The organism is Acinetobacter piscicola (genome assembly GCF_015218165.1).
GTDB lineage: Bacteria > Pseudomonadota > Gammaproteobacteria > Pseudomonadales > Moraxellaceae > Acinetobacter > Acinetobacter piscicola_A.
In genome coordinates this window covers 85,603-111,753 of record NZ_CP048661.1, presented here as the reverse complement: position 1 = coordinate 111,753, position 26,151 = coordinate 85,603, and the positions used below count along the sequence as shown (strand labels likewise).

At 35.9% G+C, this 26,151-nt stretch carries 23 protein-coding genes and 5 pseudogenes; 15 read left to right on the top strand and 13 right to left on the bottom strand.

The genetic code is table 11. The features are described from left to right. Positions 1-24: 24 nt before the first annotated feature. Both G0028_RS20310 and G0028_RS20305 read left to right on the top strand, forming a co-directional pair. Positions 25-1,190 (top strand): IS3 family transposase gene (locus G0028_RS20310; RefSeq protein WP_119285041.1). Its coding sequence is split into 2 segments (ribosomal slippage): positions 25-283 and positions 283-1,190, totalling 1,167 coding nucleotides; the frame shifts between segments, so codons are not numbered across the junction. Positions 1,191-1,424: 234 nt separating this feature from the next. After that, positions 1,425-1,883 (top strand): DUF523 domain-containing protein, encoded by a 459-nt coding sequence (locus G0028_RS20305; RefSeq protein WP_077170035.1) that lies wholly within the window; start codon positions 1,425-1,427, stop codon positions 1,881-1,883. Positions 1,884-2,009: 126 nt separating this feature from the next. On the opposite strand, the gene G0028_RS20300 is transcribed toward G0028_RS20305, so the two are convergent. Continuing rightward, entirely contained in the window at positions 2,010-2,798 is a 789-nt protein-coding gene (locus G0028_RS20300; protein ID WP_038350081.1) for an aminoglycoside adenylyltransferase domain-containing protein, read from the bottom strand. Between the two features lie 277 nt (positions 2,799-3,075). Between G0028_RS20300 and G0028_RS20295 the strand changes: the two genes are divergently transcribed. Beyond that, positions 3,076-4,220, top strand: a protein-coding gene (locus tag G0028_RS20295) for an IS3-like element ISAba14 family transposase (RefSeq protein WP_099046175.1) whose coding sequence is annotated in 2 segments (ribosomal slippage) — positions 3,076-3,340 and positions 3,340-4,220 — 1,146 coding nt in all. Because the reading frame shifts where the segments join, the coding sequence is not laid out codon by codon here. A 172-nt stretch (positions 4,221-4,392) separates the two neighbouring features. Here the strand turns inward: G0028_RS20295 and G0028_RS20290 are convergent. Continuing rightward, on the bottom strand, positions 4,393-4,614 hold the full coding sequence (locus G0028_RS20290; protein ID WP_004658364.1) for a helix-turn-helix domain-containing protein: 222 nt from the start codon (positions 4,612-4,614) through the stop codon (positions 4,393-4,395). A gap of 194 nt (positions 4,615-4,808) precedes the next feature. On the opposite strand from G0028_RS20290, the gene G0028_RS20285 reads away from it, so the two are divergent. Next, positions 4,809-5,060 carry a hypothetical protein gene (locus tag G0028_RS20285; protein ID WP_004658363.1) on the top strand — a complete coding sequence of 84 codons (252 nt, stop codon included), beginning with the start codon at positions 4,809-4,811 and terminating at the stop codon, positions 5,058-5,060. Positions 5,061-5,312: 252 nt separating this feature from the next. Here the strand turns inward: G0028_RS20285 and G0028_RS20280 are convergent. Next, a pseudogene (locus G0028_RS20280) lies at positions 5,313-5,456 on the bottom strand (antitoxin HicB); the annotation flags it as partial. On the opposite strand from G0028_RS20280, the pseudogene G0028_RS20275 reads away from it, so the two are divergent. Further along, positions 5,456-5,680: pseudogene (locus G0028_RS20275) on the top strand (efflux RND transporter permease subunit); the annotation flags it as partial. The pseudogenes G0028_RS20280 and G0028_RS20275 overlap by 1 nt on opposite strands. 84 nt (positions 5,681-5,764) lie before the next feature. Here the strand turns inward: G0028_RS20275 and G0028_RS20270 are convergent. Then, positions 5,765-6,652: a cation diffusion facilitator family transporter gene (locus G0028_RS20270; protein WP_127800877.1), complete on the bottom strand. Its 888-nt coding sequence runs from the start codon at positions 6,650-6,652 to the stop codon at positions 5,765-5,767. Next, the gene (locus G0028_RS20265) at positions 6,639-7,370 is read right to left on the bottom strand and encodes a transglutaminase-like domain-containing protein (RefSeq protein ID WP_005245162.1); all 732 of its coding nucleotides are present in this window, start codon (positions 7,368-7,370) and stop codon (positions 6,639-6,641) included. Before G0028_RS20265 ends, G0028_RS20270 begins: the two co-directional genes overlap by 14 nt. A gap of 79 nt (positions 7,371-7,449) precedes the next feature. Here G0028_RS20265 and G0028_RS20260 point away from each other — a divergent pair, with 79 nt between their 5' ends. Then, positions 7,450-7,863 carry a Cd(II)/Pb(II)-responsive transcriptional regulator gene (locus tag G0028_RS20260; RefSeq protein ID WP_179989169.1) on the top strand — a complete coding sequence of 138 codons (414 nt, stop codon included), beginning with the start codon at positions 7,450-7,452 and terminating at the stop codon, positions 7,861-7,863. A 41-nt stretch (positions 7,864-7,904) separates the two neighbouring features. On the opposite strand, the gene G0028_RS20255 is transcribed toward G0028_RS20260, so the two are convergent. Next, positions 7,905-9,104 carry a tyrosine-type recombinase/integrase gene (locus G0028_RS20255; RefSeq protein WP_005245164.1) on the bottom strand — a complete coding sequence of 400 codons (1,200 nt, stop codon included), beginning with the start codon at positions 9,102-9,104 and terminating at the stop codon, positions 7,905-7,907. 393 nt (positions 9,105-9,497) lie between these two features. Continuing rightward, positions 9,498-10,211, bottom strand: coding sequence for a phosphoribosyltransferase (locus tag G0028_RS20250; RefSeq protein WP_001986287.1), 714 nt, complete (start codon positions 10,209-10,211; stop codon positions 9,498-9,500). Positions 10,212-11,068: 857 nt separating this feature from the next. Here G0028_RS20250 and G0028_RS20245 point away from each other — a divergent pair. The 6 genes from G0028_RS20245 (at position 11,069) to G0028_RS20220 (ending at position 16,057) form a co-directional block, all read left to right on the top strand. Then, positions 11,069-11,779, top strand: coding sequence for a hypothetical protein (locus G0028_RS20245; RefSeq protein WP_001052588.1), 711 nt, complete (start codon positions 11,069-11,071; stop codon positions 11,777-11,779). A 12-nt stretch (positions 11,780-11,791) separates the two neighbouring features. Further along, positions 11,792-12,898 (top strand): ImmA/IrrE family metallo-endopeptidase, encoded by a 1,107-nt coding sequence (locus G0028_RS20240; RefSeq protein WP_000482094.1) that lies wholly within the window; start codon positions 11,792-11,794, stop codon positions 12,896-12,898. A gap of 246 nt (positions 12,899-13,144) precedes the next feature. Continuing rightward, a complete protein-coding gene (locus tag G0028_RS20235; protein WP_180047571.1) occupies positions 13,145-13,786 on the top strand; it encodes an SOS response-associated peptidase in 642 nt (213 codons plus the stop codon). A 111-nt stretch (positions 13,787-13,897) separates the two neighbouring features. Continuing rightward, a complete protein-coding gene (locus G0028_RS20230) occupies positions 13,898-14,524 on the top strand; it encodes a LexA family protein (protein ID WP_180047573.1) in 627 nt (208 codons plus the stop codon). Between the two features lie 14 nt (positions 14,525-14,538). Beyond that, complete coding sequence (locus tag G0028_RS20225) at positions 14,539-15,834, top strand: Y-family DNA polymerase (protein WP_180047575.1); 1,296 nt, start codon at positions 14,539-14,541, stop codon at positions 15,832-15,834. A 4-nt stretch (positions 15,835-15,838) separates the two neighbouring features. Continuing rightward, positions 15,839-16,057 carry a hypothetical protein gene (locus G0028_RS20220; protein ID WP_000550047.1) on the top strand — a complete coding sequence of 73 codons (219 nt, stop codon included), beginning with the start codon at positions 15,839-15,841 and terminating at the stop codon, positions 16,055-16,057. Positions 16,058-16,201: 144 nt separating this feature from the next. On the opposite strand, the gene G0028_RS21435 is transcribed toward G0028_RS20220, so the two are convergent. The 6 genes and pseudogenes from G0028_RS21435 to G0028_RS20195 all read right to left on the bottom strand — a co-directional run bounded on the left by G0028_RS21435 (position 16,202) and on the right by G0028_RS20195 (position 23,676). After that, positions 16,202-16,297, bottom strand: coding sequence for a hypothetical protein (locus tag G0028_RS21435; protein WP_406564857.1), 96 nt, complete (start codon positions 16,295-16,297; stop codon positions 16,202-16,204). Between the two features lie 72 nt (positions 16,298-16,369). Next, positions 16,370-18,655, bottom strand: a pseudogene (locus tag G0028_RS20215) (tyrosine-type recombinase/integrase); the annotation flags it as partial. A 58-nt stretch (positions 18,656-18,713) separates the two neighbouring features. Next, positions 18,714-19,858 (bottom strand): IS3-like element ISAba14 family transposase gene (locus G0028_RS20210; RefSeq protein ID WP_099046175.1). Its coding sequence is split into 2 segments (ribosomal slippage): positions 18,714-19,594 and positions 19,594-19,858, totalling 1,146 coding nucleotides; the frame shifts between segments, so codons are not numbered across the junction. Positions 19,859-19,934: 76 nt separating this feature from the next. Beyond that, positions 19,935-20,855 (bottom strand): annotated as a pseudogene (locus G0028_RS20205) (site-specific integrase); the annotation flags it as partial. 4 nt (positions 20,856-20,859) lie between these two features. Continuing rightward, positions 20,860-23,199, bottom strand: a complete 2,340-nt coding sequence (locus tag G0028_RS20200) for a hypothetical protein (RefSeq protein WP_180047876.1) — start codon at positions 23,197-23,199, stop codon at positions 20,860-20,862. Between the two features lie 12 nt (positions 23,200-23,211). Beyond that, entirely contained in the window at positions 23,212-23,676 is a 465-nt protein-coding gene (locus tag G0028_RS20195; protein WP_000911011.1) for a hypothetical protein, read from the bottom strand. A gap of 274 nt (positions 23,677-23,950) precedes the next feature. On the opposite strand from G0028_RS20195, the gene G0028_RS20190 reads away from it, so the two are divergent. From G0028_RS20190 to G0028_RS20180, 3 genes and pseudogenes are all read left to right on the top strand, one after another. Further along, entirely contained in the window at positions 23,951-24,118 is a 168-nt protein-coding gene (locus G0028_RS20190) for a YhfG family protein (RefSeq protein WP_002125865.1), read from the top strand. 12 nt (positions 24,119-24,130) lie between these two features. Further along, positions 24,131-24,727 (top strand): annotated as a pseudogene (locus G0028_RS20185) (putative adenosine monophosphate-protein transferase Fic). 349 nt (positions 24,728-25,076) lie between these two features. Beyond that, complete coding sequence (locus G0028_RS20180; protein ID WP_004726728.1) at positions 25,077-25,334, top strand: hypothetical protein; 258 nt, start codon at positions 25,077-25,079, stop codon at positions 25,332-25,334. Positions 25,335-26,151 lie beyond the last annotated feature (817 nt).

Sequence of the window (26,151 nt, the reverse complement as noted above, 5' to 3'; positions counted from 1 at the left end):
ATACATACTCATTAGGAGTTTACCATGAGCAAGAAACAGAAGACTTACACCGCAGAATTTAAAGCTGAAGCCATAAAAGCCATTGAAGAGAACCAAGGTAATGTATCGGAATCCGCTAGACAACTTGGCATTTCAATGCAAACCCTTTCGAACTGGAATAACAAAGCAAAGGCTGGAACTTTAGCAGGCACAAAACAGTATTCGCCCGATCTAAACGCCTTACTCGAAGAAAATAAGAAGCTTAAACAACAGCTCAAAACAGCTGAAATGGAACGTGAATTTTTAAAAAAGGCAGCAGCGTACTTTGCCAAAGAAAGTCAGTGAGGTACGCCTATATGAAATCGCAAAGCCACTTATTTCCGATTATTTTAATGGCTCGATTACTTCGTGTATCCGTTTCTCGCTTTTATGATTGGCTAAAGCGAGGCATGAGTAAAAGATCAATTCAGCGAAATCAGCAGACAATTTTGGTCAAAATAGCCCATGAAGAAACCAAACAAAGCTATGGCTATGTTCGATTAACCAAGCATTTACAAGCGCAAGGTATCAAAATAAGTACGTATGCTGTGCGCCAAATAAAAAAATCAAATCAGTTGTATTGTAAGCGCCATAAGCGTTTCAAAAGAACCACGAACAGTGATCACAACCGTTCTATTTATGACAATTTACTCAAGCAACAGTTTTCAATGACGAAGCCTAATCTTGCGTGGTCGAGTGACATTACCTACATTTGGACGGCTGAGGGCTGGTTGTACTTGGCAGCTGTCAAAGATCTTTACACGAAACAGGTTGTTGGCTATAGCTTAAATGAGCGCATGACAGCCAAGCTTGTTTGTGATGCATTGAATATGGCTATTCGCAATCAGAAACCTGCTAAAGATCTCATTGTACATTCAGATAGAGGCAGCCAATATTGCAGTAATGAATATCGAAACTTACTTGAGAAATTTGATTTTCAGGGTTCAATGAGCAAAAAAGGCGACTGCTTTGATAATGCACCGATAGAGAGTTTCTGGGGCATACTCAAAAATGAACTAGTCCATCATCGCAACTACAAAACAAGGGAAGAAGCCAAAGCGGATATTACAAAATATATAGAGTTATTTTATAATCAGCGAAGAATTCAAAAAGGCTTGGATTTTAAGACACCAAATCAAATGGCAGAAGACTTTTATCGGTTAGCTGCCTAGAATCTCCCAAGTGAAAGTCTCCTGCTAATTCAGCACACATCACTGTTGATAAATTTTCTAAACAAAAAGGATCAAACTAATCTATAAGCTTTGTGGGTTAGAAAAAAAATAACTCACTTTGCATTGATCATATTTAAATTCTTGTTTTATCCATAGCACTAACCTATTAATTTTAAAAAATAATAGGTACTGGCTAAATAGCAAATCGATACATATCTTTTTCATAGAGGAAATATGATTTTAGTAAGTTCTTGTCTGGCTGGCTTAAAGGTACGTTATAACGGGACGCATAGCTTAAACGAAAAAATCGAAAAATTAGTCAAAGATGGAAAAGCTACTATGGTATGTCCAGAGATTCTTGGCGGTTTATCAACACCACGCGAACCTGCCGAGATTTCGGGAGGTAATGGCGATGATGTCTTAGATGGAAAAGCCTGTGTAATTGAAAAATCAGGAAAGGATGTGACTTCAATCTATATTGAAGGGGCATATAGAACTTTAAAAAAAGTTCAATTATTAAAAGCTACTCTGGTAGTGCTTAAAGAAAATAGCCCTTCATGTGGTAGTTCAATGATTTACGATGGTCAATTTAATGGGAATAAGATCTATGGCAATGGAGTTACCTCCGCTTTGCTTAAACGTCATAATATAAAAGTCATTTCAGAAGAAACTTTTTGGCAACTTTTACCCTAGTTCCTCCGCTTTTATTTAAAATCTTCATGCAACTCCAACCACGCCCCCCTTTGCAATATCAAGTCTCTTCGGTATTTAGAGATATAGTGAGGTAATAATCTAAGAAGCATATCCATTACTTCCACATCAGTTAAAAAGTAGTGGTTCAATTTTATGCTGTAATTCTTTAACAATTTTAGCAAGCTGATCATGTAAAACTAACCAACATTGCTCATGACCTTGCCCAATATATTCATCTATTATGAGTTGCAAAATGTCTTGATCTATCTGACTTAAGAATTCTAAAAACCATGTCGCAGCAACATCCTTGGCAACTATTGTTTTATGATCTAATGTATAAGCTATACGGCATAGCGCTAAAATTTGATTACATTCATCCTGATCGTCTTTCCAATGAGCAATAATTTGTGGATAAGTTTTTTGCATGGCAAATATTAATTGTTCATAGCTAATTGGATTTAACCAATCGCAAATATCAGGTCCAAAGATAGTAATGTTATGTAATTGGGCAGTTTTAAGTAAAATACTAATATCTGGATCAGATTGACTATAAAGTAATTCACCTTTGAGTAATTCTTCTCTCAACCACTCGCCATATTGTAGCTGATATGTATATGGATGATTTTTATTGGTAATACTCCCTTTTTCTAATATCGTAATTTCTAAGGCACGCGCTGTAGCATGACCAATCGGAACAGATATATTTAGAAAATTCTGCGCTAATTGTTTTCTTTCCTGATCGGTAATTTCACGTTCAATAATAACTAAAATATCAAGATCACTTTTATGTTTTAAACCACCATCAACATACGAACCATATAAATAAATAGCATAAAGCTTATCTTTAAAATTTTTTTGTAAAAGCTGTTTTACACTTTCAACTTGGCGACACTCTTCATCATTTAAGCTTTGCATATGATTTTTAATTTAAAAAAATAAGTAATGAATTCATAGAGCATTATACAGAATAAGTGTAAATAATTTAATCAATTAGTAAATAACATACTATTTTTACAATATATTTACTTTCAATATAGAGTTTAATACATAAAACTCTATCAATCAAAAAAAGCTTGAAACAACATCTGAATAGTAAGAGTCATTTCCTCCTCACTTAGAGATGGATCCGGAAATTTGAACAACTCCTATAAGTGATACTCTGCTCCTCAAATGATGTTATAAACATCAATATATGGAGTATTTTATGGCACGTAGACCAAGAAGAAATCATTCAAACGACTTTAAGGCTAAGGTAGCACTTGCTGCGATCAAAGCAGAAAAAACACTTGCTGAATTGAGTTCTGAGTTTGATGTTCATCAAAACCAAATTATTGACTGGAAAAATCAATTGATCTCAGCTTCCTCACAAGCTTTCGATCAATCAAAAGCTCCATCAGAACCTCCCATTGATCTTAAAAAGTTACATGCAAAAATCGGTGAGCAGGCATTAGAAATTGATTTTTTAGAAGGTGTGTTGAAGAAACTGGGCCGCTTCAACCACAAAAGTTAATCGATCACTCACTTCAGATTTCAGTATCTAAACAAGCTAAGTTACTGAAAGTCTCTCGTGGTTGTTATTATTATCGCCCAAAACCTGTTAGCTCATCAGATCTGAAGCTGATGCGATGTATTGATGAATTACATATGCAATATCCTTTTGCAGGCAGTCGTATGATGCGTGATTTGTTGAATCGTCAAGGGCATCATATAGGACGACGTCATACACGTACTTTAATGAAGAAAATGGGTATTCAGGCGTTATATTGCAAACCAAATTTAAGCCAGGCTAATCAAGCTCACCGTAAATATCCATATCTGCTCAAAGGATTGGCTATTCAGCGCAGTAATCAAGTGTGGTCTACTGATATAACGTATATCCCTATGGCAAAAGGCTTTGTTTATTTATGTGCTGTGATTGATTGGCATAGCCGCAAGGTACTTGCGCATAGGGTATCGATTAGTATGGAGGTGGATTTTTGTATTTCGGCTTTAAATGAAGCGATTGAAAAATATGGATCACCTGAAATATTGAATACAGACCAAGGCAGTCAGTTCACCAGTGATGCATTTATTGATGTATTGAAATCAAATGGCATTCAAATCAGTATGGATGGTAAAGGTCGATGGGTAGATAATGTGATGGTTGAACGATTATGGCGGAGCGTTAAATATGAAGAGGTGTATCTCAAAGCTTATAGCAGTGTCACAGATGCGAAAAAGCAATTGAGTGCATATTTTGAGTTTTATAATCTGAAACGACCTCATTCGAGTCTAGACAAAATGACACCAAATGAGTTTTACTATGATCAGCTACCCCAACAAAACAAGGTGGCTTAACTAGAGCGGAATATCACTTATAAATACGCTTTTAGTTGTTCAAACAAGTGGAACCACCTCTGTTTGTAATGATATTTTATAAAATTCAATATTAGATCTGCAGAGAAAAACTTATCAAACTAAGTATTGGCTAGTCTTTTTCTTCGAAAAACTTATCAAACGAAGTATTAAGTTAATCTTTTTCTTCAACTTCTTCCTTAAACTCAAACAAATCATTCATCGTACAGTTAAAGTACTTACACAACTTATCGGCGACTGGTAATTCAATACGTACAGCACGGTCATAATACATACTTGTGAGCGTGTTGCGATTGATACCTGTTGCATGCACCACTTCACTTAATTTTAAAATTTTTCTATCGCCCATGAGGCTAGATAACTTACAAGTAATCATATTTAAATTAATTTACAAAAAATAACTTGCTGTGGGTTATTTGAAGTTGTTGACTGAGTAATACTTTGCTAAAATTAACCTACAGCAGGTTATTACAACTTATAGAAAGTATATTTTATCCATTTCAACTAAATTATAACTTTTTAAATATAAGGATTGAACCTGCATTAGATTATTTTGTGGAGATGACCGCCGTGTTACCAAATGAGTTATTGATCAGCCAGCAAGCTCGTGACTTAGGAAATCAATTAATTAAAGAAATGAACATCAATAGAAGTTATGGAATGGCTAATTTTCTTGGAGTAAATACTTGCTATGATAATCATCAGGCTGTACTTATTTGGACATTTCAACTGCTTGAAAGGGAACCTGCCTTAAATGAATTAGCAGAAATTAAAAAATATTTTCTTTTAATCTTTCCAGATAGTGTTTATCAATTAGCCTAAGTTGTTTTTAAAATTAATTTATTAAATAAAAAGCACTAAATCAAAGAAAGCTTTATTTAAAAATACCTATTAATTCAAAAACATACCATTTACTGAATATATGAAGCATAGGTTCCTGCTCTATCACTCACTCGTACTAAAATTACATCGCTCTTTTTACTGATACTAAACAATTTATGTCCACGCCACGTTCTGCGGCTTCGAGGGCTAGTTTTTGTTGAACCACTGAGAACAAGGACAACAAACTGCCTACTATATTTTCCCGGAGAGTGGTGTAGGAACTTTTTCATTATTGCTAATCATATCAGCGACAACATCAGCAACGAGCTCCTCTATTCCTGAGAATGCTTTAGACTGATCCGCATCAAGCCAAGACAATGATGGAAACTCAGCACATCATTCGTTTAAGACCTATTTTAATGACGGCACTGGTCGCAAGTTTAGGTTTTATTCCAATGGCGTTAAACACTGGAATTGGTGCAGAAGTACAACGACCACTAGCAACAGTTGTTATCGGCGGTATTGTATCTTCTACAATTTTAACTTTGTTTGTATTGCCTATTTTATATCAATGGGCGCATGGCTCTGAGAGTAGCAAACAGCAATCCGACGAAATTTAAAATCAAAAAAAGCAGCTTAATTACTAGGTTATGCCTAATTAAGCTGCTTTTAATATTGTATGCCCAACATTTTATTGATAAAGCTTACTGCGCTTCATCCCGACAATTTTCATTTAAAAACTCAAACTCTATCGTTGTATGCGATAAATGATAGGAAGATAATTTAGCTGCAACTTCTTGTTTAAGCCTAATTAATTCTTTAACGTCAAAGTTGTCACTCAGCTCAAGGTGCGCTGTTAAAACGTGACTTTCACCATCTAGTGACCAAAAGTGCATGTGGTGGATACCATTAACTTCAGGAAATTCCATTAGTGATAGTTTAATACGCTTTTGAGTCTCTTTATCGGGTGCAGCTTGAAGAAATAAAACGAGTGTTGATTTCAGGTTTTTGAAAACATTAAACAAGATGAACAGCGTGAACCCTATTGATAAAAGGGGATCTAATATCGGCAGTTCAGCGAACAACAGTACGATAGAGACTATAAGAACGGCAACCCATCCAAGTACATCTTCAAGAAGGTGCCATGTCAGCACTTTCTCATTTAATGTTTCACCCGCTTTTAATTTTAATACAGCATATCCGTTAACGGCAACGCCGAGTATCGCTAGCCCTAACATCCCCTCGACTACAGGCATTTCAGGATTGGACAGCTTTGGAATTGCTTCAAATAAAATCCAAATTGAGCCAATGATTAAAACAATACTGTTTATCAATGCGCCAAAGAGAGTAAGTCTACGATAACCATAACTAAACTTATCTGATGCTTCTTTATCTGAAAAACGACTTAAAATCCACGCAAAACCTATTGAAAGACTATCACCAAGATCGTGAACTGCATCTGCCATTATCGCCGTACTGTTAGTGAGCCAACCACCTATAAATTCGATAATAGTGAATGTCACATTAAGGAAAAATGCCCAACCAATACGGTCATCTTTACCATGTTGATGACTATGATTATGGTTGTGCATTTTGTACCTCTAGTACTTTTCTATTTCTTAGTTTTGATACATTCATATTAATCAAGTGACGTATCAAGCGTTGATATATCCAGCGTTTGAACCCCGACAAGTTAGTCCCTTTTTCGAGATAGAACTCATCAGGGGAATCATAAAGCCCAAAGTCATCATGAATACCTTCTTTTTGAATATAGGTATTTTCTCCACGCCAATCTGTATCTGGTGATGAAAAGCACTTTGTTGCAACACCATAACCACAAAAATCATCTTTTACTTGGTCAAATTTCTCCTGTAGAGAGCTTAAGTATTGCTCATCCAATATAAAGCCCTCTAAGTTTATCCAACGCCCTTCAAAGTAAACTTCTACCCAACTATGAATGATGTATTTAGGTGCTAACCAAAATACATAGCTTGGGATAGCACCTTTTTGTAGTTGCTGGTCTATGGTAAACCCATGAAATCGGCATTGAATGCCTAGTCCACGCAATAGTGCCATTAACAGATTACCCTTAGTATTACATTGTCCATAACCATCTGCTAGCACATCGCTTGCTGCAATATCATCGCTTTCATTATAACCAAAGAAAATCTCATCTTTTACAAACTGATAAGCGGCACCAATTTTGTTGAAGTTATCCAAGTTTTTCCACCTACGTTGATCGATCAAGGATTGGATATCTTTGTGTTCAAAATTAACGATATTCGTATTGTTTAAATATTTCTCAGTCATTTTTTATATATCCTTTTCGTTGCATACTTATACTATAGACTCTATAGTAACTATAGAGTCAAATGTCTGGGGGAAATTGATGAAAATAGGCGAATTGTCAAAAAAATCGGGCTGTTCAATACAAACGATTAGATATTATGAAAGAGAAGGATTTCTGTTAAATCCAAATCGTTCAGAAGGTAATTTCAGGCTGTATGATAGCAAAGCACTTAAACAATTGGAATTCGTAAAGCATTGTCGCAGCCTAGATATATCACTCAATGATATTAAACGTCTTATCGAATTAAAAAATAAGCCAGAAGAAAGCTGCTCTAGCGTTAATGCATTAATTGATCAGCAACTTGCACTAGTGAATAAACGCATGAAAGAATTAAGGGCGCTTAAAGCTGAATTACAACAAATGGCTAGTGCTTGTGGTTCGAACAACCCAACATACTCATTATATTCTGCTGACCATGTAACACGGCAAGTATATTGTTTACTATCCATTTGAAACCCCATAATGTTTTAAGTCTATGTATAAAAGTACGATTTTCACTTAGCAGTACTTAAATAATCACCCCACCACTGCATCATTTCAGTCCGCTGGGCTAAATAGTCAGCGTGATTATAGCTGGCACGGGTACGGTTCTTATCAATATGTGAAAGTTGTGCCTCAATCCAGTTATCCTGGAACAAACCTGAGTCATTCAAAATGGTACTAAAAGTGGAACGTAGTCCATGAGAGGATAATTGATGTTTTCCATAGCCCATCTTACGTATAGCCATATTTAATGTATTAAAATGAATCGGTTGATTATGTTTCCGTGGGCTAGCAAAAATGTACTTTTCACCGTATGACCATTGCATGACGTCTTTTAAAATATCTAAAGCCTGATCTGAAAGTGGAACTAAGAAGTCGGGAATCTCATGGCCTAATATGACTTTTCGTCGAAACTGTTTAATATGCAAGGCAGGTATTTTCCAGACTTTTTCATTTAAATCAAAATGATGAGGCTCAGCCAATAACAATTCAGCCCCTCGCACGCCAGTATGTAATTTGAACAGCAGTGCTTTTTTAATAATCGGATGGGCATCCAATTTTTGTAATTTATACTTAAAATCAGATATATCCTCCGCTTTCAAATACGGATAATTTTTCTTGATTTTACTGTTAATGGCGATTTTATTTAAACCATGCGCGATGTTGAATTCACAATAACCCATCGCTACAGCGTAGTCATAAATTTGGTTCAAATAACTACAAGCTTTCTTGACAGGTTCTTTTACTTGGCGTCCCTCTATTTTTTTGATTACTGAAACCAGGTCATAACGCTTGATGTTTTGAAAAGGTAGATCCTGAAGGTCTGGATAAATATCTTGCTGTAAGCATCTTTCTGCTAACTGTAGTACACCACAGCGGGGTAGATCGTTGAAGGCATTTTTCAGTTTGAACTGTAACCACTCCTCCCCGACCTTACCAAAGGTGATGACATTAGAGGCAGTATCTTGTTCAAAACAGAAATCATTGTCTTTAAAGTCATCTCTGACTTGTCGTGCCTTTTTCAGCGATAAATCAGGATAACGACCTAACTGAATGCGTCGACGTTTTTTAGTTTGTGGATCTGTATAGCGATAGCACCAAGATTTTCTTCCACTCGGCTCAATCTTCAGGCTAAGCCCATCTTCATCGGATAAAAAACTGGTTTTTTCCTTACAATGAGCTTGGCGAACTTTAATTTCAGTAAGACTCATGGAATTTAAATGAAACCTAACAATGGGTTGATTAGATCAATTATATCAAAATAGAACGCTTAATGTATGATGCGTACACTACGCATCATATATATTTGTAATATATTGTTTTATATATTTAATATTTTAAGTATTTGTATTTTAGTAACCATTATAAGTACCACCTCTTCTTTAAGTTCCCAACAACTCACTTTTTCTGTCATCAATGTTAAATAAGTCTTGTGCTTTAAATTCTTAGATGACCTCCTCTACCCTTTATTATCATTTTTATAAAAGTAACTATATGTACTCATTAAAATTTGTAGAGCTCAAAAACAAAAAAGACCGCTATATAGCAGTCTTTTAACTTAATTAAATAATAATTAATTCATTTTCATCATAAGTGCATAAGCATCACGTTTGTTTTGACGCAATGATTCTATCTCGGACTTCGTCAGCTGTTTTACGAGAGTTGAGGATATACTTTGCTTCCCACTCTGTGAGCCTTTCGAAATCGTACCCGTAAATCGATTTCCACCATGCTTCAAGATTACCATATACATCCCTCAATTGCTGAAGAGTTTCTTTACTTAGAGCTAATTGTGATGAGTATTGTTTACCCGTCAGTGCATATGCTCCAATAACTTTATTCGTCCCAGTTGTTTCAATATGACCTTTTAATGCTGCAAAAGTACCACCTTGGGTCTGGGTATCATCAACAATAATAACACATTTATCATTGTTTATTGTCCCATCAAATGCTGGTGGGTTGGCTAATCTATGCCACCCATCACCGCCAGTTCTTGATACTTTTATAGCTTGAACTATATTCGTATCAACTTCAAGCCCAAGTTTCTTTGCTATAACTGCTGAAGTAGCTAAAGGAATCATATTACGACCGACTGCTTCCTCAGCATGTACAGGTACTATAATAGTTTCCCGACCATCGATAATTCTTTCTAGTTCAGCAATCGCCTCATCCGAAACTAAATCTTTAGCTAAAATATACGCACTTTCAACATCCCCTGCTTTAGCAGCTTCATACATGTAATGAGAGGTTGCATCTCCAAGACCACGGTCAATAACCGTTTTAGGAAACATATTCCAATCTGTGCGATATAACTTCATATTTTTAAATAAGTTTTAATGATGGCTAGCATTAAATTTTACACTAAATTTACCGCTAGCATCTCTTGGATATTATTTTTCGTATCAGGCAGCACTCTCAAAAGCCGTTTGTTTGGACAGTCCCCATGATCATACACGAGGCAGCTTCAAATACTTATGGGCCCATCCTATCCAGTTGTATCTTCTTGCATCACATGAATATTGTATACTCATTTTGACTACTTGAAAATTATGGAACAACGTCAATAAAAACAATAACTCTAGAGTCTTTAGTCGACATTCCTAAAAAGGTAAATTCAACATTTCTTTCCATATCATTTCTTTGTGTCTCTGGATGAACAAAAGAAACATAGCTTATTTCAAAGAATCGGGCTAGGGTTTTTATGCCAATGATTTTGTTCTCTTCATTAGCAATTAAAACATCTAATTCCAGATCAAACTCTTCTAATTATTTAATTAAATCTTTAACTTTCATTTTACTATCAACCTCTATGAATTATTTAAAAAATTAGCACAATGAAACTTGTGAAAAAAATGGATTTGAACAAAATTTTTTAGCAAAAAAAGCATAGCAACCAGAAAAATCTTTCCAGCAATCAACAAAAATATCCCCGTGTGCTTCCAGTTTACAACATTTTGACTACCACACTGCCCACAGTAGTAATAATAGCCTTTGATACGGCCACCGCATTCAGGACAATTTTTATGATTAATGAATAAGTTACTCAACGTCTCTTCTCCAAAATTCTTATTATCAAGTTGTAAGTGAAGATAGCACACATTTATAAAAATGTCTTTTTTAAAACATCAAAAGATGTTATAAAAAAGACATTCGCTACTTTAGGATAACTTTTAAGATGAATTTAAATCTCCTTGATGAAGAATCAATCCAACCTTCTGAACCCACGCCATGTGATTTTTTCAAAGGTGAAAATGCTATCAAAAAAGCTAAACAGTTAGGATTACCTGATCTCGAGTTAGTCAGAAACGCAATTATGATCGGTGATGCTGACTATAGAACAAATACTCACTATAACCGTGCACGCTTTATTGCACGATGGGGAAAAATTGGAGAACAGATTGCTTTACTGCTTCGACAATCTGATCCTGCTTGGATATTCCACAATGACAGCCAGCCAAGAATTGAGAATACAGTAAAGAAAATACAAATTATCTTTATGAGCGGGAATATTGCATTGGGGTTAGCTGATCAAGTTGTATCAGCACACTGTGAAAAAGGATTAATGACATTAAATAATATTAAGGAGAATCAGTCTGCTTATGATGATGAGACAAAATTGAGAACATGGATTTTATACTTTCCTTCAGCATCACATCCAGCCTATAAAGACATTGATATCCCAAATATTCCTTTTGAATTTGCATACCCAACTAGCTTCGTACAGGACTTAAAAGCGAAAAAAATTTCAATTTTACCAAGTGACCATACTTGCAGAATTGCATTTGAAATAGATAATACAGTTCCTGTAAAAACTGATCCTAAGCCAGTATTGGAACCATCTAATGAAATTAAACCAGATGATTTTGATATTCAGCTTGTAGTTTAATCTGAGGTTAATGTGTTTAATAAAGATCGTTTACGTATTGCTAAAGAATTACGAGGACTTAGCAATACCGATTTCGCAGAAAAATTGAGTTGCTCTATCTCTAAGGTAAAGCAACTTTTAGACGTGGATAAAGAAATCAATGAAAATGATCAAGATGATATATGCCGTGTATTAAATTTACCCAAGTCATTCTTTGCAGGTAATGACACACAACCACATGAAACAGACCAAATCTTCTATAGATCGGTTGCTCGTATTAAAGCACAGCATAGAAAAGCTAATGAGGCATATACTCTTTTAGCAATAAATATTAACAAGTACTTAAATCAGAAAGTAAAGTTACCTACTTTTCACCGTCCTGATTTAGATATTACTGAGTTTTTGGGTGAATCTAAGTATGCCGATCACCTAGCGTCAGAGTTGAGAGGTTTATGGGCTTTAGGTAATCAACCTATTAATAACATTGTTTCGTTGTGTGAGCTAAAGGGAATCCGTGTCTTTAGATTACCGACTGAAATTCGAGAAATTGATGCACTATCTTTTTTTGATGATGAAAGTGGTAGCCCTTTCATATTTCTAAATACATTTAAGTCTGCCGAAAGAGCCCGCTTCGATTGTGCACACGAACTTGGTCATATCGTTATGCATACGCATAACAAAAAAATTCGTGTCGAGAAAGATAATCGTGTTCTCGAAACTGAAGCGGATCAATTTTCATCTGAATTTTTAATGCCAACAGATGCATTTCTTTCTACTGCTCCACGCTATTTTTCACTAGAAAATATGATTGAGTATAAAAAGATTTGGCGAACATCCCTGAAGGCTATTAACTATAAAGCTCACAAGCTGGGATTAGTTAGTGATTGGGTTAATCGTAGTAACTCTATAAAGATCAATTCGTTGGGCTACAACATTAATGAACCTGAAGAAACTCATCGAGATGAGAGTTTGATGTTGCCCAAAATTATCTCTGTTTTAGCCTCACAACCATCTTTTGATAAAAATAAAATGCTTGATGAAATTGGAATCTCTGAAGAAGATTTTAATCAATTAACATTTGATGCTTTAGCTAAAGTTGAGCCCCCGAAGAAAAAACATAAGTTATATATTGTCGAGTAATACAAACCTTCCTTAAAAATAATGCGCCTTACGGCGCACTATTTATGCAAAATCCTGATTAATTTTTTTATGACTTCACGCCCAACGTAGTTTTGCATCCCATAAGTCATACTTTAACTGAAAATGTAACTTGCCCCATCATGACTTTTTTCATATAGCCTACTTGAACTGACACCATAAATCCCATGTGTTCCATAAAGCATCGTATACAATTTCAGATAAATTCTTTAGTTATGTGATCAGGCTATGTGCTCAAATTACCTATTTCCAAATAAAAGAAATTTGACACTCTTAGGTGTCGATACAAGCCAGTTTGATCTTGAGCTTAAGGATCATGTATTCCCTTCCTATCATGCTCCAATCATTCTGAACGGCTCAGATCACTTAGAGCTTGATATTGCAAAGTTTGGATTACTACCGAGCTGGGCGAAAGAATTGAAGTTCAGCAGTCATACTTATAACGCCAGAACTGAGTCTGTAGCAGATAAGCCTAGCTTTCGACATGCTTGGAAGTACAGCAAGTTCTGCCTAGTCCCAGTACAAGAATTTTATGAGCCGAAATACATCAATGACAAGCCACACTGGTACACCATCAAGCGTAAAGATGATCAGCCTTTTACTGTTGCAGGGATCTATGATGATGCAGTGATTAATGGCAATAAGGTACGTTCCTTTTCAATGTTGACCATCAATTCGGACCATCACCCTTTTATGAAACAATTCCATGCACCGAAGGATGAGAAGCGATCCATCATCGTTATTCCAGAACAGTACAGAAAAGACTGGCTAACAGCCGATCATGAACATGCGCATGAATATTTCTTTCAAATGCCCGATGAATTCATCACTTTTCCACGCGATAAGCAGAAACAAAACGTCTTATTCTGACGCATCCTTGTTTATCCACAACTTTTTAAATTTGATTTTCAAACGTTGTTAGTAATATCCTATTTAGACAAATTCTACTTCCAAACACGCCTCGTAGCGTAGGAGTATCACATGTCTAAGAAGTTGCCTATCTACTTCTCTGACGACGCATGGTCATCTTTACAAGAGCTCATGGGTCCAGAGGGTAAGCCAAGCCCTACCATCAATACCGTGCTTGAACAAATCGCTGTTCAAAATGAACTGGTTGCGCAGTTAGGGCTTACTGCAGTTCTACCCAAATCCAAAGTCTCAATTCCCGTATCTCTAGAGCGCATCCCTGCAGGTCCAACCTTTAGTACCAAGGATGAACAAGACAAAGCGCTTGATCTAAATGAGTTCCTGATTCACAACCCGATTTCTACGTTCATTGCTTATGTAGACAGTGAATCCATGCTTGATGCTGGCCTAGAGATTAATGATCCAATCATTATTGATCGCAGTATTGAAGCCAAGCATTACGATATTGTTGTTGCCCTGATTGATAACAATGCCTCGACAATTAAGCGGCTGATGATCACCAATAAGATGTCCAAGTCTGAAATCAAAGAGATATTTGGCGATGAGGATTATCCGCTTCCAGAACTTTGGTTGAAGGCTGAAAATCCTAATTATAATCACATCATTCCTGATGACAGTCAGACCATCTCAATCTGGGGTGTGGTGACTTTTAATTTAAAACGTATTTATCACCGCTCATAAAAAGAAGAATAACCATGCAAAGTGAAAATGAAATATTCGCGTTAGTCGACGTGAATAATTGCTACGTCTCGTGTGAACGTGTGTTTAATCCCGCCTTGAATGATCGCCCTACTATTGTGCTCAGTAACAATGACGGCTGTGCCGTGGCCAGAAGCCAGGAAGCGAAAGACTTAGGCATCAAGATGGGTGTTCCTGTATTCCAAATTAAAGAGCTGATCAAACAACATAACATTCAGGTGCTATCCAGTAATTTCTCCTTATATGGCGAAATGTCCAAGCGCTTTATGGAGCTGCTTGGGGACTATGTTGCACCAGGAGACCAAGAGGTCTATTCCATTGATGAATGTTTCCTAAAGCTCACAGCTTATGAGCATCTATTTGACCTGACTGAATATGCGCAAGATATGAGGGCTAAAGCTTGGCGTTGGTTAGGACTACCCTGCTGCATTGGAATCGGTCGCTCTAAAACTGAAGCCAAGATTGCCAATCATCTCGCCAAGAAAAACAAGTTTTTCAATGGAGTCTGTAATCTGGCCCATATGGACCCATGCTCTACAGAAACGCTACTCGCACAAGTAGATGTATCCGAAGTTTGGGGCGTTGGCAGGCAGAACTGTAAGAAGCTCAATGCCATGGGTGTTCAATCCGTTCTAGATCTGATCAATGCCAATCCTAAAGAAATCAAAAAGCAGTTCAGTATCGTGATGGAAAAGACGGTGCTTGAGCTACAGGGCCTTTCTTGTATTGACCTTAGTGATGATACTGTAGCGAAGAAGCAAATCATCAGCAGCCGTTCATATGGCAACCCAGTGTATGAAATGGATGACATTAAAGCTTCGGTTCGGCTTTATGTGGCCAGAGCCGTGAAACGAATGCGGGAAGATGGCTCAATCTGCAAGATGATCGGCGTGTATATCCAAACCAGTCGCTTTGATAATACAGAGCGCTACTCGCCTTACATCGTCGTTCAAATGCATGAGCATACGGATGATCTACTGCTCATCACCAAGGCCGCGATGAAAGGCATCGATCAGATATTTAAGAAAGGCTTTAAGTATAAAAAGGCGGGAATCGTGCTGCTCGAAATTACAGATCAATCCAAGTTTGTGCCCGATCTATTCACGGACTATTCACATAAGCAAGAGCGAGAAAGGCTTTCAGATGCCATCGAAGCCATCAGTGAACGGTTTGGGAAGAATCTCGTCACGCTAGGCATTGCCAACAATAAAGAAGCCACATGGCACATGAATCAAAACCTTAGATCACCTTCGTATTTAACCAAATGGTCTGACTTACCAAGAGTAGGATAAAAACATGCACTTATTTAAATTAACTGACGAACAACTCGCACAAATTCTTATCCCGAAACGATTTGTACCACCTACTCCACCTGAACATGAAGGCAAGAATATGGTCTATGTATTTGATAGTGAGGATAAGTTTGAACTGACTTATGATGAGCTGGTGGAAATCATTAGCAAAGCTAGAATGGCTGGTCCGAAGTTGATACCTGTCTTAGGCACCGTGAATTAAATTGTGCAGTGTTCGCACGCCACTTGAAACATAACTTGATTGGAAATGAATTTGGGCTGAGAAAAATTCAGTTCAAATTTAACCTGACGGGCACACTAAAAAATGGGTAATTGTCAGATCGAGTTTGGACTACAACACTTTAGCTCATCGATTTACCATACCGCTAATCTTCACACCATTTTCGTAAATCCAGCGATCAAACTGTGATACTACATTCCGCTTATTAATCCAAGTCAGCATGGTGCTTTTCATAAAGGCAGTTTACTTATAAACAGGGAAATTTCTAAACAATTCCCCTTTAACATGCTTAGGCTATTTGATCCAGAGTTCATCTTTTTGCATCATTTTTAACATTAAATTAAATATAACCAGCGGAGTAACATTTTTTTTGTTAGAGCCGACAACTCTTTGAAAACTAAATATAACGGTTCGCTCAGGAGCATCCAAATTAACTGGGTAGTTTTGTTTTTCTAAATACAGATGATCTCCTAACATTGGCTCTATACCAGTAATAAAATTAACAATTTGTTGCTCATCACCTTTCATTCGGCATTGAAAATGTAGAAAATTCTTACGCAGTTTTCCAAATAATAATAATATTTTAAGCGCCTTAACCATGTTCTTTTCTTTCAGTGCATCTTGCTGCCTATCATCTTTATAATGAAAATCAAGGAGAGGAATTATTTCATCTGGACGAGTCAGTTTTTTAGCCTTTTCGTAAAGTTCATCAAACCAACTCTCTTCTAAATTCTTACTATAAACATAATTCGTTTTTAAATTAAATTTTTGGCGATCCATCCATTTAGTGCTCATCCATTGACATCGTTGCATCCATTCTTGAGCTTGGGTATCTTCGCTTAAACGACCTTCTCTAAAACTTATCAAACGTTGAAAAGGTGTCAGATTACTCTTCTCGATACTAAACTTCTTTTCTTGTCGGCCAGCAATCGTAACTGGCTGTGTTTGCTGATAAGAATTAAACCATTTCTGCTGCTGAGTATAACGATTTAGGTTTATGTAGTCTGTACTTGACTTCACTGGACTAAAACACTGTTCTAATACTTTTTTTGAAATGATACACGGCGAATTATAAATTCGATCGACTGCTAATAAATCCAAAACATGAAGGTAATTTGAAGCCGTTTGCTCAATACTGCTATGCCCCATCCAAGAGGCGAGCACCTGCCATTTATGTTGAATAATCTCTTCTTGAGCACGTGCTTTCATACCAAACAATAAATCCCTCATCTTTTTTGCTTTTACCCAAGGACAATCTGTGTAGGTCTTGATCATTTCTTTTGAACCGAGCAAAGTTATTGCTAGATAGTTAGCAGCACTGTGGCGTAATGTATGAAAACTAAAGCCATGATGCATACCTAATATTTGACTAAACAAATCTACTGTAATTTTGCTGATACATTGATCAGTTAATACACGATGATTCACACTAAAAAGTAGATCATCCTGCTGATTAACCAAATATTGCTCATAACGATGTTGTATGTAACGTTGTACTACTAAAAACTCATGTTCTGACAATGCAATTTTCAATGGTATTTGACGATTCGCACTTCGCGTTTTCAGACGGCGATATGAATTGTCTTGGATATGAAGCGTGATATTATTAAAAACTGTATTTTCTTTTTCTTTATAAAGTAGCTCTGGGCAAATAATATCTTGTATTTTAAGACAACGAACTTCATTTAATCGAAGTCCAGTTCTATAACTTAGTAAATACATCAGCTTTAAACAACTCAGATGATCGACCCACTCTGATGCCGTTGGCTCTTGACTTAAATTTTCTAGTTTTTCCAATAATTTGCCAAATAGCAAAGGACTCACTAGCCGTGCATTGCAAATTTGTAAATGCTTAAAACTTGAATTCTGTAACACCAATACCCCTGGAGCATCATAATTCTCTATACAGAATTGATGAAAATCTTTTAGGCGACCAAAACGGTATTCTGCGCTTTGGTGCATCTTACGAGAGGTTTTTCCTTTCACCGAATCTCGTTGAACTGCTTTTTCATCACGTTCACTGCTGTATTTCAATAGCTGCCGATATAAATCCTCATAGTCATCTATGGATTGTTGCTTTAAATCTAATTTATTGAGCCAAATCTCAAATATAAATTCTTTGCCAAACGATCCTAAGTAGCTTTCAATAGTTGATAATTGAAGCCCTCGTTTTTTTAAATGCATTAACCAGTGAATTAAGCGTAGTTGAGCATCAATTAAAGACTTTTCCTCCGTATTAGCATCAACTATCTTCTCCTCTAACACCCTTCTAGTTTCTTGCCAAAAACGTAGCGTGCGTTCTTCTTTATTCCTCTTTTTATCTAAACGCTCAACTTTTTGACCTTTACGTTTCTTTTGACCAAACAACATCAACTCATACGGAATCGTTTGTAATTTGCTTTGAACAGTCGGAACTTCAGGAAGTAACTGCTCTTGTTCAAAATGAATAGGGCGATTATCTGGTTCTGTGACTTGATTGTAATCATTATTCCACAGCAATCTAAATTCGGATGGCCTTAAAGCAACAGTATTAATCTCTTGCTGAAGCACATTACTCAAAAATATATCTATGCTGAGAGAGGTGGTTCCACTTGTTTGAACAACTAAAAGCGTATTTATAAGTGATATTCCGCTCTAGTTAAGCCACCTTGTTTTGTTGGGGTAGCTGATCATAGTAAAACTCATTTGGTGTCATTTTGTCTAGACTCGAATGAGGTCGTTTCAGATTATAAAACTCAAAATATGCACTCAATTGCTTTTTCGCATCTGTGACACTGCTATAAGCTTTGAGATACACCTCTTCATATTTAACGCTCCGCCATAATCGTTCAACCATCACATTATCTACCCATCGACCTTTACCATCCATACTGATTTGAATGCCATTTGATTTCAATACATCAATAAATGCATCACTGGTGAACTGACTGCCTTGGTCTGTATTCAATATTTCAGGTGATCCATATTTTTCAATCGCTTCATTTAAAGCCGAAATACAAAAATCCACCTCCATACTAATCGATACCCTATGCGCAAGTACCTTGCGGCTATGCCAATCAATCACAGCACATAAATAAACAAAGCCTTTTGCCATAGGGATATACGTTATATCAGTAGACCACACTTGATTACTGCGCTGAATAGCCAATCCTTTGAGCAGATATGGATATTTACGGTGAGCTTGATTAGCCTGGCTTAAATTTGGTTTGCAATATAACGCCTGAATACCCATTTTCTTCATTAAAGTACGTGTATGACGTCGTCCTATATGATGCCCTTGACGATTCAACAAATCACGCATCATACGACTGCCTGCAAAAGGATATTGCATATGTAATTCATCAATACATCGCATCAGCTTCAGATCTGATGAGCTAACAGGTTTTGGGCGATAATAATAACAACCACGAGAGACTTTCAGTAACTTAGCTTGTTTAGATACTGAAATCTGAAGTGAGTGATCGATTAACTTTTGTGGTTGAAGCGGCCCAGTTTCTTCAACACACCTTCTAAAAAATCAATTTCTAATGCCTGCTCACCGATTTTTGCATGTAACTTTTTAAGATCAATGGGAGGTTCTGATGGAGCTTTTGATTGATCGAAAGCTTGTGAGGAAGCTGAGATCAATTGATTTTTCCAGTCAATAATTTGGTTTTGATGAACATCAAACTCAGAACTCAATTCAGCAAGTGTTTTTTCTGCTTTGATCGCAGCAAGTGCTACCTTAGCCTTAAAGTCGTTTGAATGATTTCTTCTTGGTCTACGTGCCATAAAATACTCCATATATTGATGTTTATAACATCATTTGAGGAGCAGAGTATCACTTATAGGAGTTGTTCAAATTTCCGGATCCATCTCTGAGGTTTGGATTAAATTCGAGTACCATTTGCACATCATTAAATGCACGAAATCCACGGCGTTTAATTTGATATTGCAGATCCCCAAGACTTTTTTTCCTGCCTATCTTACTCAAGCTTTCTAAAATACAATCTTCAACTGAATGTTGCAGACAAAATTCTTTCTGAGTAGCTTTCAACTTTTTTAAATATTGCAAAATGAACTGCGCATATGGGTTAAAAAAAACATGTTTCCATTGGTACAACTTTCCCTGTTCTACATCGTTGCCATATTGAGAGTTTTCAACACGATAATGTAGTAACAATGGATTAGTGATTTTTTTGTAGTCCGAATGGTATAACCGAAAACAATTCAGATCTGTACCAAGCTCAATGGCCTCCTGCAATTGCTTCTGAATAGCAATCAAATGCTGTTCATCTGCACAGCCTGAAATATATATAAAACTTAAGCATAAATTTCCCCATAAGTACTTTGGTTCATTCCAATATTCAAATGAATCTTGCCAATACTGCCTTAATTCCTTAAGTACATGGATATGTAGATGCCCCTGTTCTAACCGTGACTCTGTACTCTCAATTTTTCTAGGCAGTACGATCCGTTTAGTATGTGGATTTAGCTTAATTCTGTATGATTTTTTATCTACATTCTGGTTGAATTGCTTCCTTCTTTTATTAAATTCATCTTCAGTAAATTGCATCAGTTTTGATTGTTCGTCTCGGCTCAACTTTTGACTCAAACAATCAACACTATCTTTAATGTCATGCCATTTTTCAGCGATCTGCTGATCAAGTTTTTGCTGCATTTCTTTCGTCAATACTTCAGGTGGAGAAGGCTGTCTATCTAGCGACTTTTTCACCATTTTATGAATATCAACAAATAGATCATCTAGTTGTGGTTTTATTAGTTCTTTGATTTTTTGCATACAACTATTTTCGCTCTAAGTGTTTAATCGATAAAGATTTGACATTATCTTGCAATTGCTGGCGGGCTTGCTGTACATAGACATTCGGGATAAGTGAAGAATGCGGATGAAAAGCCTCTCGGTCACGTTGGTCATGACCATACAGGGCCTGAATTAAGTGAAAAGCTAATGCTGGTTTACCCTCTTGCTGCTCATGCATCAAAAAGTTCATGTCAAAATGACGTAACCAATTCGAATACATATTCTTTGGAAAGACTCCTTGCATATATGAATTCACCCATTTTCTCGATAAAGGGATTAACTTAATTTTCCTGCTCTGCCATTCTTTGACAGTTATCGGCAAGATATCTTTACTAAAAATGACCTTACCAAAAAGATCATTTACAGTTATCTTCTTCTTTGCAAAGACTTGTCTAAAAAATGAACCGTACGCTTCAATAATTTGTTCTAAAAAGGCAGTGTAATTTTGCAGTGTTTTTATGAAAAAATCAGATAAAGGGATAAAACGACCATCTTTTCTTGCTTTACTATTTTTTTTATCATTCACATATAAAAGCTTGAGCTCAACACAATAATCATCCAAATTCCCCAACAGGTTTTTTTTAGGCCGACTTGCCAAACTCAACAAACTGATATGCCACATCCAACACGCATATGCATTAAGTTGATTAATAATGTGCTTATCTTCTTGGATGTTTTCGTGACAATGTCTATGTAAAATATGGAATTGCTCTTTCACAAAATTGGGTTCAAGTGCCAGTTGGCTCCCTATCCTTCCTATAGATAATGCAGATTGCACTTTGAATTGTTGTTGCAATATTTTTAGTTCAGCCGTGTCTTCAGTAAAATGTGTGGAATGTGGTGTAAGTGCTTTTTCTAAAAAGGCTAGATATGTGCTACTGAGTTGAGTTTTCGGTAGCCCGCCATAATAGATACCAGGCATGTGATGCTGACTATCCCGCCCAGCAATTACATGAGCAAGATATTCATTATATGTTTCATAATATATATGAAAATATAATTGAGCCTGCAGTTTTTCTACAGTGATCGAACCTACAAACCGATTATCAAGCCAATTCTTAAGTTTCGTATTAATGTGTGTTGATGAAATTAGTGGATTCGATGCTTGTTCTATATAGTCAAACCAAGCAGAAGGTAAATGTAGTTGATGTGTCATCACTTCATTCCACCGCACATGATTTAAGCTCTTAATCTTCTGCTCTGTAATTTTAAGATTTAATTTGAGTAAATATTCGCGACGTCTACTTGAACCATTCTGGATCAAAATTCCATCTTGAATAAGCTCGTTAAAATCCATCAGTGCGACGGGTGATAATCCCGTCAAAAGTGACAATAAACATGCTGCAGCGATTGCAGCATCCCTCCAGTGCCCGGATAACTCGGTTCTCAACACATAAACAATTTGCTTCAGTATATCTGGCGCCAAATAATGTGGATTTGTAACAAAAGGAGCATGACGGCGCTGGCGATGCCGCATTAGATGCGTCGCATTATCGCTGAGTATATAATTTAAATTTTTAGACTTTTCATCTTCTGAATAAAACTCCATTTCAGGATCTAATAGATCAACTTCACCCTCTTCATCTTTGTGAAGAGCGGCATCATAAATACTGATCTTTGCGTTATGTCCAATATCTACTTGCTTACCCGTTTTAATTTCACGAAATTTTTTGAGTTCATTTTTCGTCGGCCATTGCAAAACTTTACTTTTTTTTGACTTACGCTGACGATGAACAACACGACGATCATCAAGTCTTTTAAAAATTATTAATAGAGCCGATAAATACTCTATGGCTTGTACTTGTTTGAAATCTTTAATATTAAAAAGTTGATTACGATCCTCCTTTTTCAAGTTACGTTCGTACATGACATAGCGATTTAGTAGCTCACTGCATTCTTGAAATAATTCAGCATGATTAGAATCCAGAACATATCGTGATACATAGCGAAAGAGATCACAAACATGTTTTTGCTTATTCTCAGCTTTATCAATTTTTGCAAATTCTTGATACTGCCGATATGTTAAAAAACTCGCTTGTAGAATCAAATAACGTTCAGACGACAGCTCTTGAGTATTACTAGTAGTCGGGCATGCAAAATAACTTAAAGAAGCTAGATAATAATATTTACCTAATTGTCTAGAACTAGATATATAGCCATATATCTGTTGTGCTTCCTTATATAGAGCATGGGCTTTTTCACGTAAATCATCTGATAGATCGACAAATTGTGTATTCACAACATGATTGCGTAATAAACAATAATTTTTTTGGAATTTTTCTGCTAAATCTAAGAATTGCTCTTCTGTTTCAATCTTTGGCATATTCGCTTTCGCTTAATTTTTTATCAAATTGCATTGGTTAAATTCATTACGATCTGAACAATTTGGTAAAAGTTGATCTTTTATTGAACTCTTTGTCAGCTTAAAAAATCTAGCAAAAAATTTAGCATCCAGCTCTTTCTGAGCTTTTCTCTCAAAGCACAAGTGTTGCTGTGATTTTTCGATAAAATCATCAAGATTATGTATCAACTGTAAGATTGCAACATAATTAGAATGTACACGTAAGCATGGCTCCGTTTGCATTAATAGCAATATTTTTTGCCAAATTTTCACATAGATTATTTTGAACTTTGCTTGTACTACTACTTTCTGGCTCTGTTTAATCTTTTTGATTTTCAGTAGTTCTGAGTTAATTTTTACTATCTTAAATTGAACATTTTGTCGCTCAAAGCAAAAGGGCATGATAAATTGCCCCATAAATATCTCTATATTTTTTACTAAATAGTCAAATTTTAACATTTTTATCGATATAAAAAATGAGCATATCTTTGTATATTAAAATTCATTTAATTTATCAACTAAATTTTCTCAAAATTACAATTATCAACAAATACATATGGTTTACTTATCATGGGTGGTCTAAATTTTAAAAATTCTTCCACTTTTTTTTAGTTTTCTGTTATTACATGAAACAATACCGTTGTATTACATTTTGAAATGCTGTGTATGCAGCATTGATCAAAAAGATTCTCTGCTATACTTACTTCACGTGTAGCATCAATGGAGTTTCGAAATGCTCAGAACCACTGAACAGAAAAAAAAATATATTCAAGCGACACGTGCGCAAAACTATCAAGCCAGCCTAAAGCTTGAAGGCATTACAACGACAGCTCAAACAACTCAACAAAGTAAAGCTGAAATCTTGCAAAAATATAAGAAGTATTCGCAACCCGAAACTTAGTCAGGTGCATGTATGGATAAATATGGGGAAATGGGTGACAGCCTGTATTGTTACCCTGGCACAAATATCCTAAAGAACAAACTCAATATTCATGATGAACAAATTTTAGAATAAGCTGAACTAGAACTGTCTGGATTGGCAAGTAACTTAATTGAATATGCTGAACCACCTTACGACTTACAATACTTAAAATCAATTCATGCGCAGCTCTTTGGCGACTTATACGACTGGGCAGGAAAGTTAAGACAAATCGATATTTCCAAAGGTGACACCCGTTTTTGTAATTTTTCCCGTATTGAAATTGAAACCAATAAACTACTCAAACCGCTTCAAGAAAAAAAATACTTTCAAGGCTTAGCACCACAACAACTGATTCCTCAACTTGCCGACTTGTATTGTGAGCTTAATGTCATACACCCATTCCGTGAAGGTAATGGACGTACACAACGGATTTTCTTTGAGCATCTGATTGCTCATTGTGGTTATGGTATTGATTGGTCTCGCATTGACTCTCAACAACAATGGATTCAAGCCAATATTGAAGGTTTTTATGGTAATTTAAATCCATTAATTAAGATTTTTGAAATATGCTTTATTCAAAATACCTAAAATTTAAGTAGTCGAAGCCCACAATCCTTAATGAGCCATCATCTTTGCTTCAATCCACTGATTAATTTCCCAAATAAACCAACAATCACGATTCTTAGAAATCTTAATACTCTTCGGGTAATTTAGGATCGTAATATTCAGATTACTTATCCAGAATTGAATAGATCGTTAACTTAGATAGACTTTTAAGCAATGTAACTTGCCGCATGTTTATCAACATATGTCTCAAAAAAGTCTGCCCATACATAGATTTATGGCGTTTAGTGCTTAAATTTCAGATTAATCTTCGTCTGATGACCTGAATGGATGTTACAGATTACATGCAGGTGAATTACTCTGTGGCTGTATCATGGCTTTTGTGCAATCCAATCCATTTGATCCGAATGTTCTCTTTTGCAATAAAGCAGCCTCTTCTGCTTTTCCTGAACCAACGAACTATGTCATTGATTTGATTCAACCGACAACAGTGATGCTGAATCAAATCTCCAAAGAAGGGATTAAATGCAAGAAATGTGGTAAGAAAAAGATAGGGGATGGAAGTTATTATCCGTCTAATTGGAACCAGCCCATGAGTCGAGATCAGTTGAGTAAGAATCATTTTAAATGAATAAGAGAAGGATGGCTTACCTCACTTCTCCGAATAACAATGCTATGCTTTTCAACCAAGGTTATAAATTGGCAACTACATTTCATTCTTCTTCATGCTGGTCCTATAGCCTGTAGACAATTACTACATCATTTGCATTCAATGCTCAATACAGCCTGTCAGCAGAACCGCAGCGATACTTTTTTTCGTGCATACATGTAGTGTTTAAATCCATTCATTTTTCAATGATCCTCTGCCGTTTATCACATTTATGGTCGATCTTTAACCTTGTGAAAAATGCACATACCGATCCCTTCAAACTGTCAAATTTATGTATGCATGACATTTAAAGAAAATTATCTGATCAATTTTTTTAGGTAAAATTCATCAAGAAAAAAGTTATTATTATTCATAACATCACCAATAACCACATAAAAACAATAATTTAATAAATTATTCTTCCAATTTTTTTATATTTAGTGTTATTACCTCTAAATCCATGTTTACCACCTTCTATTACATAAGTAATTTAGAAGTATCCACGATATAAATTGCTTGCCCTCACACCTCTCCCCTCTCACGCCCAAAAAATTTATACTGAAAGGCAGATTAAGCCCGTTCGAGTTACATATAGCCGCATGCTATATTGAAAGCATTAAGAAAATATCCTCAATATTTATAGGATTTTTAAAGTATGAACTAATTTTCGAAGAACCCTTTCTAAGTAATGTGACCTATTAGGAAAAATGAAAATACTGAAATCTCCGTATCAACAATCAGTCAAAGTACATCCTGATGATTTTCTGTAACCGATACCCAAGGACTATACCTACCCTTC

Excerpts from the sequence above, each read along its gene's own strand:
- G0028_RS20250 (WP_001986287.1), bottom strand. The coding sequence starts at position 10,211 with ATGAAGTTATATCGCACAGATTGGAATATGTTTCCTAAAACGGTTATT.
- G0028_RS20255 (WP_005245164.1), bottom strand. The coding sequence starts at position 9,104 with ATGAGTCTTACTGAAATTAAAGTTCGCCAAGCTCATTGTAAGGAAAAA.
- G0028_RS20200 (WP_180047876.1), bottom strand. The coding sequence starts at position 23,199 with ATGCCAAAGATTGAAACAGAAGAGCAATTCTTAGATTTAGCAGAAAAA.
- G0028_RS20270 (WP_127800877.1), bottom strand. The coding sequence starts at position 6,652 with ATGCACAACCATAATCATAGTCATCAACATGGTAAAGATGACCGTATT.
- G0028_RS20190 (WP_002125865.1), top strand. The coding sequence starts at position 23,951 with ATGCTCAGAACCACTGAACAGAAAAAAAAATATATTCAAGCGACACGT.
- G0028_RS20245 (WP_001052588.1), top strand. The coding sequence starts at position 11,069 with ATGAATTTAAATCTCCTTGATGAAGAATCAATCCAACCTTCTGAACCC.
- G0028_RS20265 (WP_005245162.1), bottom strand. The coding sequence starts at position 7,370 with ATGACTGAGAAATATTTAAACAATACGAATATCGTTAATTTTGAACAC.
- G0028_RS20260 (WP_179989169.1), top strand. The coding sequence starts at position 7,450 with ATGAAAATAGGCGAATTGTCAAAAAAATCGGGCTGTTCAATACAAACG.
- G0028_RS20235 (WP_180047571.1), top strand. The coding sequence starts at position 13,145 with ATGTGCTCAAATTACCTATTTCCAAATAAAAGAAATTTGACACTCTTA.
- G0028_RS20180 (WP_004726728.1), top strand. The coding sequence starts at position 25,077 with ATGGCTTTTGTGCAATCCAATCCATTTGATCCGAATGTTCTCTTTTGC.
- G0028_RS20290 (WP_004658364.1), bottom strand. The coding sequence starts at position 4,614 with ATGATTACTTGTAAGTTATCTAGCCTCATGGGCGATAGAAAAATTTTA.
- G0028_RS20195 (WP_000911011.1), bottom strand. The coding sequence starts at position 23,676 with ATGTTAAAATTTGACTATTTAGTAAAAAATATAGAGATATTTATGGGG.
- G0028_RS20230 (WP_180047573.1), top strand. The coding sequence starts at position 13,898 with ATGTCTAAGAAGTTGCCTATCTACTTCTCTGACGACGCATGGTCATCT.
- G0028_RS20300 (WP_038350081.1), bottom strand. The coding sequence starts at position 2,798 with ATGCAAAGCTTAAATGATGAAGAGTGTCGCCAAGTTGAAAGTGTAAAA.
- G0028_RS20225 (WP_180047575.1), top strand. The coding sequence starts at position 14,539 with ATGCAAAGTGAAAATGAAATATTCGCGTTAGTCGACGTGAATAATTGC.
- G0028_RS20220 (WP_000550047.1), top strand. The coding sequence starts at position 15,839 with ATGCACTTATTTAAATTAACTGACGAACAACTCGCACAAATTCTTATC.
- G0028_RS20305 (WP_077170035.1), top strand. The coding sequence starts at position 1,425 with ATGATTTTAGTAAGTTCTTGTCTGGCTGGCTTAAAGGTACGTTATAAC.
- G0028_RS21435 (WP_406564857.1), bottom strand. The coding sequence starts at position 16,297 with ATGCTGACTTGGATTAATAAGCGGAATGTAGTATCACAGTTTGATCGC.